The 12914-nt window shown below is 41.1% G+C and carries 10 protein-coding genes; 4 read left to right on the forward strand and 6 right to left on the reverse strand.

Translation table 11 applies throughout. The annotated features are described in order from the left end of the window. The 4 genes from OQX64_RS16660 to OQX64_RS16675 all read right to left on the reverse strand — a co-directional run. A partial coding sequence (locus OQX64_RS16660; protein WP_265819634.1) for a beta strand repeat-containing protein occupies window positions 1-4153 on the reverse strand: 4153 nt, incomplete at its 3' end. A gap of 10 nt (window positions 4154-4163) precedes the next feature. After that, the gene (locus tag OQX64_RS16665) at window positions 4164-5159 is read right to left on the reverse strand and encodes a hypothetical protein (RefSeq protein ID WP_265819635.1); all 996 of its coding nucleotides are present in this window, start codon (window positions 5157-5159) and stop codon (window positions 4164-4166) included. Window positions 5160-5167: 8 nt separating this feature from the next. Continuing rightward, window positions 5168-5911 (reverse strand): phage tail protein, encoded by a 744-nt coding sequence (locus OQX64_RS16670; protein WP_265819636.1) that lies wholly within the window; start codon window positions 5909-5911, stop codon window positions 5168-5170. A gap of 33 nt (window positions 5912-5944) precedes the next feature. Beyond that, complete coding sequence (locus OQX64_RS16675) at window positions 5945-6898, reverse strand: methionyl-tRNA formyltransferase (protein WP_265819637.1); 954 nt, start codon at window positions 6896-6898, stop codon at window positions 5945-5947. 152 nt (window positions 6899-7050) lie between these two features. Here OQX64_RS16675 and OQX64_RS16680 point away from each other — a divergent pair, with 152 nt between their 5' ends. Genes OQX64_RS16680 through OQX64_RS16690 form a run of 3 tightly spaced genes read left to right on the forward strand, consistent with a single transcriptional unit; the run spans window position 7051 to window position 9233 of the window. Beyond that, window positions 7051-7752: an aspartyl/asparaginyl beta-hydroxylase domain-containing protein gene (locus OQX64_RS16680; RefSeq protein WP_265819638.1), complete on the forward strand. Its 702-nt coding sequence runs from the start codon at window positions 7051-7053 to the stop codon at window positions 7750-7752. Continuing rightward, the gene (locus OQX64_RS16685) at window positions 7749-8723 is read left to right on the forward strand and encodes a hypothetical protein (protein ID WP_265819639.1); all 975 of its coding nucleotides are present in this window, start codon (window positions 7749-7751) and stop codon (window positions 8721-8723) included. Before OQX64_RS16680 ends, OQX64_RS16685 begins: the two co-directional genes overlap by 4 nt. A gap of 6 nt (window positions 8724-8729) precedes the next feature. Then, entirely contained in the window at window positions 8730-9233 is a 504-nt protein-coding gene (locus OQX64_RS16690; protein ID WP_265819640.1) for a hypothetical protein, read from the forward strand. A gap of 82 nt (window positions 9234-9315) precedes the next feature. Here OQX64_RS16690 and cysC read toward each other — a convergent pair whose 3' ends face one another. After that, complete coding sequence (cysC, locus tag OQX64_RS16695; RefSeq protein ID WP_265819641.1) at window positions 9316-9873, reverse strand: adenylyl-sulfate kinase; 558 nt, start codon at window positions 9871-9873, stop codon at window positions 9316-9318. A 95-nt stretch (window positions 9874-9968) separates the two neighbouring features. Then, window positions 9969-10976: a phytanoyl-CoA dioxygenase family protein gene (locus tag OQX64_RS16700; protein WP_265819642.1), complete on the reverse strand. Its 1008-nt coding sequence runs from the start codon at window positions 10974-10976 to the stop codon at window positions 9969-9971. A gap of 217 nt (window positions 10977-11193) precedes the next feature. On the opposite strand from OQX64_RS16700, the gene ettA reads away from it, so the two are divergent. Next, entirely contained in the window at window positions 11194-12873 is a 1680-nt protein-coding gene (ettA, locus tag OQX64_RS16705) for an energy-dependent translational throttle protein EttA (protein ID WP_088303269.1), read from the forward strand. Window positions 12874-12914 lie beyond the last annotated feature (41 nt).

Here is a 12914-nt window from a genome sequence, read left to right on the forward strand (position 1 = left end):
CAGCATCGCCGTAGGTTTTGCTTTTCGCGGCAGCGGTTACCGTTACTGTTTTTGCGCCAATCGTTAAATCAGCACCAATATAAGTTAAAGTATAGTTGCCATTCAGTGCAAGTGTACCCTGGTTGATGGCATAAGTACCTACGTTTTCGCCTGCTGCCCTTGTTAAGCTACCTGTAAAACTGTCTGCACCTACCAGTGCGCCCGAGGTAATGCTGTACGTCAGTGCAGGGTCGGCATCGCCGTAGTTCTTTGTCTTCGCATCTGCCGTTACCGTGATCGCTTTTGCATTAACAGTAAGTGTTTGTTGTTTATTAGCAGCTGCGCTGTGTGTCGCATCTCCTGTCTGGATGGCTGTAATGGTTGATGTACCTACAGCAATAATGTGAATTTTACCATTTACAATTGTTGCTACGCTTGTATTACTACTTGTATAAGTAATTGGAATGCCAGGATTGTCACTGGTTGCTCCCGGATCAAAGTCTGCATCACCATAAGTTTTTGCAGGCAAAGTATTGAATGTAATAGTTTGAGGAAGGCTTGGGGTTCCGTCTACCAGTACGCCAGCGGTACTGCCCACATTATTTAATGTAGTATTTACATCGTTACCAGCTGCATCCCTAATGGTAGCCCCATTGATATTTAACGCACCTAAAACAATGCCATCCAAATCTCTGTCTGTACTGGCAACTGTGTATCGATATACGAATGCAGTGGTGCCGCTACCCGAAATATAATTTGCACGTACAGTACCCCCTGTATTTAAATTTACATCAATATAAGGTGTACCACCTGTGGCGTCGACTGTAACAGCTTCTGAAAAATTAACCGTGAAATCAAGGTTTTGTGAAGCGGTATAAGTACCATTAGCCGGAACAGCTACCGAGGTAACGGAAGGTGCAATTTTATCGATATTGTATGTTTCTCCAATAAACGGCAGGTTAGTAATTGTGCTAGGCGAGATACCGGTAGAATTAGCAAGATTTAGCCTAATCGTTCCAGAACCTGTACCCGTATTAATGGTAACGGTATAAGTAGTACCTGAACCAGATACGGAAGGCGAAATACCGTTTATGGTACCACTTGTGGTGATGGAAAAATTAGTTGTACTCAGACCTGTTACCGATTTATTAAAAGTAACGGTATAGGTTACAGCCGCAGCATTAGTTGGATTCGATGCCGCACGAACAATTGAAGTTACTGTCGCCTGGTTAATAACCGTTACATTTTTGGTAGCTGTATTACTATTTGCAGTACCATCGTTTACTGTAAAACTTATCGTTCTTGTTGCGGTATTTGGTGATCCCGCCGTATTATTATAGGCAACTGATCTTAAAGCAGCCTGCCATTGCGCAACCGTTGCAATAGCCCCACTTGATGTTAAAGTTAATACACCTGTACCGGCATTATAGCTACCGGTAATATTGCCATATAACGCTGAAGAATTATTCGTGTAAGTCAATATATCTTCTCCGGCAATGAAGTTTCCAGTGATACCAACCGTAGCAAAACTTAGTGTGGTGTTATCAGCATCGGCAACCGTTAGCCCGTTATCTATTACAACCTGCGAACCCGAAAAAGTATTTGAACCACCGGTGGTGGTAACTATAGGAGCTTGATTGGCTTGTGCATAAGTAACCGAAAACTGACTGGCTGCCGTATTGCCATTGCCTGCAGCATCCTGTGCCACATTAGCCGCAATGTTCATCGTTACCGCACCATTCGCTGTTGGTGTGGCATTAAAAGTGTAAGTGGTTCCACTGACCGAAAATCCACTGAGTGTGGCGTTCCCCGGCGTAATATCTCCTGCTACAAAACCCGTTACAGCTTCCGAAAAGGTGACCGTGAACGGAATTGGTGAAGTACTTGTTGAACTGCCTGATGCACCGGAAGTGCTCGTAATCACCACTGATGGACGCTGCGAGTCAACCGTAAAAGTATTCGTATTGCTGTTCGCGCTCACGGAATTTCCACTGCTTTGTGCAGTAGCATAAACCGTATGCGAACCTTCTCCAAGATCAGTCGGCTGAAAGATAGCCCAGTTCCCACCAGATGTGGCCGTTGTGGTATTACTCAAAGCTATACCATCCACATAAATGGTGATGATGGAACCTGCCGGAGCAGTACCGGCATAAGCAGGCTTTGTAGATGTTGTTGTACCGTTATTGGACGGTATTATCAATACTGGCGCAGCTGTTGCTGGTGCATAGGTAATAGAAAATGCACTGGCTGCGGTGTTGCCATTGCCAGCTGCATCCTGCGCTACATTGGCTGCAATACTAATCGTTACCGCACCATTTGTGGTTGGCGTGGCATTGAAAGTATACGTTGTCCCACTTCCTGAAAAACCACTGATTGTGGTATTTCCTGGAGTAATATCTCCTGCTACAAAACCCGTTACAGTCTCCGAAAAGGTGACCGTAAATGGAATTGGTGAAGTGCTTGTCGAACTGCCTGATGCGCCTGCAGTGCTCGTGATCACCACTGATGGCCTGGTGCTATCAATCGTAAAAGTATTGGTTGTACTGTTAGCGCTCACTGCATTACCACTTACCTGGGCAGTTGCATAAACCGTATGCGAACCTTGTGCCAGTGCCGTCGGCTGCGTGAGTGACCAGTTCCCGCCAGTTGCTATTGTGTTACCTAACGATGCTCCATCTACGTAAACCGTAACGGTTGCACCCGCTGTTGCAGTACCAGTATAATTTGGGGCGGTCGTAGTGATTAAACTGCCATTTGAAGGGCTGGCTACTGTTGGTTGTGCGGTGACGGCCTGAGTTGTAAATGACTGATCAGCTCCATAACTGGTACCAATAGTATTAATTGCATAAGCCCTGACATGGTATGTTGTAGCTGGCGAAAGCCCGCTTACTGTTCCAGTAAAGGTGCCCGTTCCCGAGCCTGTTAATGCTTTGGCAGCTGAAGTTGTGGGATTTATTGTTGTAGCATATACCACTCCTCTCTCACTCACAGCTGTTGCGCCAGCCGCTGAAACATTTCCACCCATTGTTGCGGAGGACGTCGTTATGCTGGTTACAGCATCTGTGGAAACTGTTGGTGAACTTGCAGGTATGGTAAAATTAAGTATACTCCCATTCGATGAGCCTCCAGCATTGCTAGCCTTTACTCTAAAATAATAAGTTGTTCCAGCGGTTAATCCTGTAAGGCCTACACTTGATGATGTATTTCCTGTTCCTGCATTTACAGTACCGCCGGTAGTGGCACTTACTGTCGTAACGCCGCTGCTCAAGGTAGAATTTGTACTATAATCAAAACTAACCGTAGCAGTCCCACCATTTTCATTTACTGTTCCATTTAAGGTTGCAGCACCCGCTCCCGTGATGCTTGTTGCTGCATTAGTAGTCGTTATCGGCGGGCCGGTAACAATTCCCAATTGATTAATGGCAGGATCTTGAGTTTCTGTCCCTGAGGTTGAACCACGCACACCATTCAATGAAAGTGCCGTTGAATTGTTAACCACCTGACCGCTTTGCTCATTCAATTTATAATAAAGTACAAGACCAGTTTCTGTACCGGTTAATTCAACAGTTCTATTGGATGAAAGCTGAGCCTGGGTACGTGCAGTATTCCAAACCCGAAAATCATCCATATTGCCATCAAAATAATCCAATGCGCCTGTAACAGTTGAACCATCACTCAGTCCACCGATTTTAAACTGAGTCAAACCAGAGCCACTGTAATTTGGCGTAGCGCCGTTCAGTCCTTCTTGATCTGAATCTGAACTTATTAATGAACCATCTACGTAAAAAAGCCAATCGGCACCATTATATACATAGGCGAAATGGTGCCACCCAACAGTTGATAGTCTGTTCCCTAAATCAATCGATTGTGAAAACCCTGCAAAATCAGAACCAATGGATACAATCAAGGTATTTTGATAAAGTCCAAATCCGCCTAATTCAGTTTGCCCTGCAGAACCAGGAACATAAATACTGGTAAACATTAGGTTACTATTAGCCGATGGCCTGGCCCAAAATTCAACGGTAAATTTATTGAGATTAGAGATGTAACTACCTACATCACCTGATGTAACTATACTCTCTTGTGCTCTCGTAAATTTGTATCCTATTTGGGCATAGCCTTTAAGACTACACAAACAAAAAAGGACAGTAATAAAGAGTAAAATTTTCTTCATATCATAAAGTTTAAATACATAGGTAAGGGTTTTGCCATACGGGCAGGGATTGGGCACTTTCTTTAAATGCATCCGTCATATCCGGGAACTGGACATATTGTTCAACAGCCTTGAAAGTCTGATCACATAAATCAGCCTCAAAGATGACCAGGTGATTGTTCCTGGGATCTTCACCATTCAGGTAACGTAATATAGAATCCATTACGTTTGAAAATATATGTTTATAGGGTGCCTCAAATAAAGCGTTTCCCTTATCGTATAAATGGAGATCTCCGGCAAAATAGCAGTTGCTGAATGCCGGATGACTTAAATCACTTTTAATTTCAACAGGAAAAGCAAATGAGATGGTAGGCTTATACGTAATTTCCTGCTGAAACTTTTTAATAAAATCATCAAGCTCCTGTCCGCAAAGTAATACGTGAACATGCGATGGATTTCTGTCTTTAATCTCATCGATCAACGCATCAGCACTGGAAACTCCAGGATTATTTTTTAAAATCGAATAATCGAGTTTGTTCGAGCATCCACTATGGTAGCCGATCCGGAAACATTCCAGCAAACTATATCCTGCGTCATATAAAGAGGTGCAGACCAGACAGCTTTCAGGCTTAAGCTGATCGGCAAGCCAATAGGCAAGCATAGACTGCATCCACCAGGCATGATAACCAATCAGAATGTAGTTTTCAGGATGCAGCAACTGGAAATCATCTGTTATCACTTCCCCTAAGCTGATGTTTATAAACCTTTTAGGCCTGAACTTTTTTACCTTATCAAATAAGCCAATCATGACGTGGTAAGAGACATAACCTAAAATAACATCTACATCTTCCTGATAGTATAACTTTTCAATAGCTGTTTCCACTCCCTTAGGATTACCATTACCAATAAATTCAGGAAATAGTGCTATATCCTTCTCATTGCAATAGTTTTTTAAAGGGTTCAGGAGTACTTCCCTCAACGAGGGAAATTCTCCTGAAAAAGGAATTAATAATCCTATTTTTTTCAAAACTTCTATTAGTTACGACTAGGAAACAAGCCTTGTGTGCAGATAAGAAAATTGATCCCCAGTGATGGCTGTACAACAGGAACATTTGGTGCTGAAGCGATGGCACCATTTAATGGAAATGTAAAATTACCTGTTACCGGTAAGCTCACTGGTATTGCAGCACCTGTACCCGTGCTGCCCGAAGCTGCTGCAGTCGATGTTGCATTAAATGGAGAAAGCGTAGTATTTGAAGGCGTTGGTCCGTATATTTTTGCCGGAGCACTGCCTAATCCTGCAGCGATAAAGCCTTGTCCAAGTACATTGGAAGTAGTTGGAACGCCTGTAGAATTGCCTATTGTACTTGCGTTATTTACCGGTATGCTGATATTTACAGTTAGCGCAGGAATATCATGATTATGCGAAGGAAGCTGACTGGATGTAAGTGTAATGTTTCCAGATGCCGTTAAGCCACTCCCTACAGTAGCGGTAGCTGTACCGGCAACGGCGGAAGTCACATTTACCGACGGGCTACCTACAGTTGCACCTAATGCCAGTTGAACATTCGGAGCAACGGCATTGGCTCCAAGTGGCACACGCCCTCTGAAATCCGGCAGGTTGAAAGTCGTTTGACCATTTCCGCCAAAGGTACTACCAATAACAGCGTATAAAGCCGCATTGCTATTGATATTTAATGACTGACCATAGCAAAGTGTAAAACTTACAGGCGAATAGCTTCCTGCCCATAATACAATAGTTCCCAGATAAAGTTCCATAATTTTAGATTTGTTTAGATTTGATTTATTTAATTAATTTACATCCAATACAGTGGCTACAAGCTGCCCGGCTTCGAAGCGTTCATCTTTTCCAGCCCCCAATGCCACCAGTTTAAATCCTGACAATACACCTTCGTTGAGACTTAGAATATTAATCCGCAATAAGTGATCATCCACACATTGCACAAACAAACCACTACCATCGGCATGAATAATCGTACCGGGAAATACACCTGCCTGGCCTTTGCCATCTACAGGGGAAACTTCAAATATTCTTACAGGTTGTTTCCGAAAGGTAGTGATGGCACCGCCATAAACAGGATTGCTTGCATTAACCAGGTTTTCAATTTGGGCTGCTGTCTGACTATTCCAATCAATGGTGAGATCTTCAACTTTGACTTTTGTGTAATTGCTTGAGGGGTTTATTTCCTTTATGGGATGGGGGGGCATTTGATTCAATTGCTCAATAAATTGCAGAATCATATCCGTAGCTGTTATGCCATGTCGTCCGTCTGCTATTGCCCAGGTCTCGCCAGGAATAAATGGTACAACCTTTTGCATCACCACATTACCGGTATCAAAACCTTCATCAACTTTATGAATACTTACTCCGCTACTGCTTTCTCCATTTTTTATTTGCCAGAAAATTGGATCCGGCCCACGATAGGCAGGCAGCATACTATAATGAATATTATAAAAACCAAGCAGAGGGAATTCATATATGCTTGCAGGAATACGGTACGAGAAACCAAACATAATGGCTACATCTGGCTGTATTTCAGCAAAAAGTTGCTCAATGTGTATCTCCAGATCATACTTATGAACTTTAAGAAAGTGAATGTTTTTTATTTTACAGAAACTTTCAATTTCCAGATGGTTATCTCTAAGCTTATCAGTTGATACCACTGCACTTAAGTAGCCTATCGTATTGAAATAATCAATAACAGACAGAGAAGAGCGATAGTTAGAAAAAAGAATTATTTTCACTAGGATGAGATTGAGATATCGTTAATTAAAGGTAAATCTATCTAATAAATTTTTAACATCAAATAGTATTTTTCAAATACTTACTTTTAAGTATACATTTTATCATCTTTAATATTAGATTCGAAAATCTAAATATTAATCTTTGCTTTGCAATGGTAATCTACTCAAAGGCCGACATCCATGTTCCAATTTCAAAGATCCAACATGAACTCAAAAGAATAAGATCAAATTGGATAAATCATTTCAATACAGCTCATTATCAGGGATTGTGGACAGTCCTTCCCCTACGTACTCCCGGGGGTGCTGACAGTATAATCCCGGATTTGGGCATGGCAGACCATTATAAAGATCATCCTAATATGTTGTTATTTCCTGCTATAAAACAGTTGATAGATGAGATGCACTGCGAGACCATGTCGGTAAGATTGCTTAATCTTGCTGCCGGAGCAGTCATTAAACAACATTGCGATGCTGAATTGGCTTTCGAAAAAGGTGAAGCCAGGCTACACATTCCTGTACATACCAATCCTGATGTAGCGTTTTATGTGAATAACGATCGTGTGATCATGAATGAAGGTGAATGCTGGTACATCAATGCAAACCTGCCCCACCGGGTTACTAATGATGGGCATAGCGACAGAATCCACCTGGTTATAGATTGCAAGGTAAATCCCTGGCTGGAACATTTCATTTTAGATAGCAAAATCATTGCCCATGCCCCTGATCAAAACCGCGATCCTGAATTATTGAAACAAATGATTGCTGCACTAAAAATGCACCAAACCTCACATTCATTTAAAATGGCAGCTGAATTTCAAAATGAATATGATGATTTAATCAAGAGCAAAGCATGAACGAATCACATTTAAAGCACTGGATTCCGTACCAGCTTAATGAAAATGAAGGAAATTACAGCTGCCGATGGCTTTATACCAACGGAGTTCCTTTTACCGGACCATTCTTTAATGAATCCATCAATAAATGCCTGAGTCACCCCTATAACTCAAATGCCTTTAAGCCTTCTACCGATCTCAGCGTATTACCGGAGTGTTCATCGGCTCTAAACAGCATCGCTCCTACCGCATTCATTTTTCATGTGTCCAGATGTGGCTCTACACTAATCTCCCAATCGCTCTGCCTTAACAATCATCATATTGTACTGCCAGAAGTACCCTTTATTGATGAATTATTGCGCTTAAATAAAAACCGTAATTGGTCTTCTCCATTAAACCGGGAAGAACTGATTAAAGCAGTGATCAAAATTTATGGCCAAACCACTGAAGGATTAAGAAAGTATCTTTTTATCAAAACCGATAGCTGGCACATTCATTTTATGCCCCTGCTCAGAAAACTTTATCCCCATGCCCCATTTATCCTGCTGTACCGCAAACCTGACGAAGTTATGCGCTCGCACCAGAAATTACGAGGGATGCAAGCCGTTCCCGGGGTGATTCCAAACGAATTGTTAGGAATAGAAAATGAGAAGATCAGTCCTGCTGATTTCGATGGCCATACCATTAAAGTATTGGAGAATTATTTCAAAGCTTTTATTCTTGCTTCACAGCAAGACCCGATGAGTTTATTGCTTAATTACAATGAAGGAATTATCAATATGATGCAGCGTTTCTGCAGATTTACCGGCGTAGAACTGAATAAAGCCGATTGGGCACTGATAGAAACCCGCAGCGGCTTTAATGCAAAATATCCTGATCAGGTTTTTCATGAAGAACAGCCAGATGAAGCCATCCCTGTTTACCAGCAACAAGCTTTTAATTTTTACCATGAACTCGAAGAATTGCGGAAGGCACAAATTGCAAACACTTAAATCAATATGGATCATCTTACCAACCACATACTGACCTTTTTAAGGGAGATCGGCATCAGTTATAGCCTTGAACCAATCAACACCGAAACCTTTTTACCAGGACTTAAATTACGTGCGGGAACATTGATAATCGATGTGGAGAAATTGCTTTACCCGGGCGATATTTTACATGAAGCCGGGCATTTGGCCTGCATGCCGCCTGCCATTAGAAATGAGATGAGCGGCAATCTTGAAAATGGAGACTTACACAATGGTGGTGAGCTCATGGCTATTGGCTGGTCTTATGCCGCTTGTATGTATCTGGAGATTGAGACTGCTGTGGTATTTCATGAACATGGTTATAAAAACGCTTCAGAATCAATAATTGGAAACTTTAGCGAAGGCAGATTTATAGGCGTTCCCTTGCTGCAATGGCTTGGAATGACTTATGATGAAAATCAAGCAAAAATTCATGGACTAAATCCTTACCCTGCCATGCAAAAGTGGCTTTGTACAAAAAGACCGGAATAGCTATTTTAATTTATTTACCAAATTTTGATATGCTTTTTCTATGGACTGTTATAATAATAAAGTACATATTTAGCAAAAGTTATTAAATATGATGATTTGCCTGAGAAAGTTTAGTTGGCTCAACTTGGGAAAGAATAAAGTCAGTTAATTGTTCGCAAGCTTCCTCTTCAGTAAGTTTTTGCGTATTGAGGTGTAGATCTACCCGTACCGGATCTTCAAATACATCATTAATGCCTGTAAAATGATATAGCTTATCCTGATGTCCGTCCGGCAAAAGCGCCTTACGGTATAAACCTTTGGTATCACGCAGAATGAGCTGATGAATCGGGCAATCAATCCAGATTGTTCTCGCATCATAAAGTTCACGTAATTTCTGCCTACCAGCCTCATATGGATTAATAGCCGCAATTATAGCAATAGTACCCTGCTGAACAAATTCGTTAGCTACATGACCAAGACGCCGGATATTTTCAAGGCGATCAGCAGGGGAAAAACCAAGATCATGATTCAATGTTTTTCGGTAGCTGTCACCATCAATTACCTTAACGGAATAACCAAGAGCAGTAAGCCGTTGGTTAACCAATTGGGCAAGCGTGGTTTTGCCTGCGCCTGATAAGCCTGTAAATTGAAATAAGAGCATTGCGTTATTTTTAGTTTATAATGAGATCAATAAATTCATTAATTATACGTGAAAAATTAATAAATATCCAATGATCGTAAAAGTTCTGAATAGGGCTAAAGTTTTGTAAAGCTAATATATTGTACAAATCTGGGGTGATTAGATCGGTTTGCAGTTGCGGCATGAGGAAGCGTTTCTAACCATAAAATTAAATCACCTTTATTTCCTGCTACAGCTATCTGACGATTTTGCTGCCTTAAAACATCAATAGCATGATCGGGATGGGCATACATTTGAAGAAAAGAGTTTATCTCATGCTGAAATCCAGGAATTAGTGAGAGTGCGCCCCTCTCCTCTGGCACATCATTAAGGTAAACCAAGCCCTGTATATGATATTTAATGCCTGTTGAAAAATCTATATCCCAGTGTAAAGGACTACCTCTAAAATTGAAACTATCTGTTTCTGGCGGATTATACCCTAGCTTTTCGGTATTTGCTATAATAGCATCAGTTTGATACAACTGCTCAAATACCTGCCTGATTGAATCAGAATTTTTGATTTTTGCAATATGTTCATTCTGATAGAGCTGCAACATTATACCTTGAAGCAAATCATGTTGGCCATACCAGCTAGATGGTTGCTTCAGATTTAATCCAAGCATCTCTGTAATTACACCAATCACACGGTTACAATCATCCTCATTAACCAAACCCGGTATCCTGAGGTAGCCATTTTTATCCCAGAATTCCAATTGATCAGCGTTTAATATTTTTGAAAAAGTTTGATCAGAACAATCTACCATACCCACATACCATGAATTAAATTTCTCTACAGCTTCTAAATAGGCCTTTTTACCCATTTTATCTGTAATCCATTGCTTAAACTCATCATCGCTGTGACAGTACCCATATAAAAAATCATAAGTCTCGAAAATTCCAATGTTAAAATGGGAGAGAAATACTTTTTCAATCTTAAAAAAATCTTGATTGGTATTTTCCTGATATTTCTGAGGGCTATGATAGGCCCGGTAAAGACTTATAAAAGAGCAGTAAGCATTATTTTCTTTAGGCTGAATGGATTTCAGTGAAAAGGCATTGATTATCTGATTGTTATTGCTACTCACTGAAAATTAATTGGTTTTATGACATTTAGTTTTTTGAAAATGGGTTGTTTTGCATGTGCTCATTCTTATTATTGATATACTTTACAAACCATTTTGTTATGGCCTTGTTGTTTCTATCTTTGTATGCGGTTTTAGCATGCCAGTTTTGATCAGAATAACGATTAAACATACTGGTAAATGAATAAGCTTTTAAACACTCTAATATAAGAATATAATCATGTCTGACGAAAAAATAATCTTTTCTATGGCGGGTGTAAATAAAATTTACCCGCCACAAAAACAGGTTTTAAAAAATATTTATCTCTCTTTCTTCTACGGTGCAAAAATCGGAGTAATCGGTTTAAATGGCTCTGGTAAGTCATCTCTTTTAAAAATTATTGCCGGTTTAGATAAATCATACCAGGGTGAAGTGGTTTTCTCTCCGGGTTATTCTGTGGGCTATCTGGCTCAGGAGCCGATTCTGGATCCGGAAAAAACCGTTCGCGAGGTGGTTGAAGAAGGCGTTGCCGAAGTTACTGCCATTTTAAAAGAATACGAAGAAGTGAATGAGGCCTTTGGTTTGGAAGAAAACTATTCTGATCCAGATAAAATGGATAAGTTAATGGCCAAACAAGGCGAACTTCAGGATAAAATCGATTCTTTGGGTGCCTGGGAAATTGATTCGAAATTAGAAAGGGCCATGGATGCCTTACGTTGTCCTGATCCGGATACTAAAATTGGTGTATTATCAGGTGGTGAGCGCCGCCGGGTGGCCATGTGCCGTTTATTGCTTCAACATCCTGATGTACTCTTATTGGATGAGCCTACCAACCACCTGGATGCCGAAAGTATTGATTGGTTAGAACAATTCTTGCAAAACTACGAAGGAACTGTAATCGCAGTAACCCACGACAGGTATTTCCTGGATAATGTTGCCGGCTGGATTTTAGAATTGGATCGCGGCGAAGGGATTCCATGGAAAGGAAATTACAGCAGCTGGTTAGATCAAAAGGCCAAACGTTTATCACAGGAAGAAAAAACCGAAAGCAAACGTCAGAAAACACTGGAACGTGAGTTGGAGTGGGTACGGATGGCACCAAAAGCCCGTCATGCCAAATCTAAGGCCCGTTTAGCAAACTACGACAAATTAGCTTCTGAGGATGGCAAAGAAAGAGAAGACAAACTCGAACTCTTTATTCCTGCCGGACCACGTTTAGGCAATGTGGTAATTGAAGCCACTAATGTAACGAAAGCTTACGGTGATAAAATATTATTTGATAACCTGAACTTCTCTCTGCCTCCTGCCGGAATCGTAGGTATTATTGGCCCGAATGGTGCTGGTAAAACCACATTGTTCCGCCTGATTACCGGCCAGGAAGAAGCCGACGCAGGAACTTTCCGCGTGGGTGAAACGGTAGAACTGGGTTATGTAGATCAGATGCATAATGACCTGGATGCTGATAAAACTGTTTATGAAAATATCACGGATGGATTGGATAACATTCAATTGGGCACAAAGGCTGTAAATGGTCGTGCCTATGTGTCCAAATTCAACTTTAATGGTGGCGATCAGCAGAAAAAAGTGGGTGTGTTATCAGGCGGTGAACGGAATCGTGTTCACCTGGCCATTACTTTGAAAAAAGGCGCAAATGTACTTTTGCTGGATGAGCCGACCAATGATATTGATGTGAATACGCTACGTGCTTTAGAGGAAGCTTTAGAAAACTTTGGCGGTTGCGCCGTGGTGATTAGTCACGACAGGTGGTTCCTGGATAGGATTTGTACGCATATTCTGGCCTTTGAAGGTAACTCTGAAGTGTATTTCTTTGAAGGAAATTATTCGGACTATGAAGAAAACCGCAAAAAACGTTTGGGTGATGTTACGCCAAAACGAATCAGATATAAAAAATTAGATTAATGAAAAGTCCCGATGAAAGTCGGGACTTTTTTTGTATTACA

This window comes from Pedobacter sp. GR22-10 (genome assembly GCF_026239715.1).
Lineage (GTDB): Bacteria > Bacteroidota > Bacteroidia > Sphingobacteriales > Sphingobacteriaceae > Pedobacter.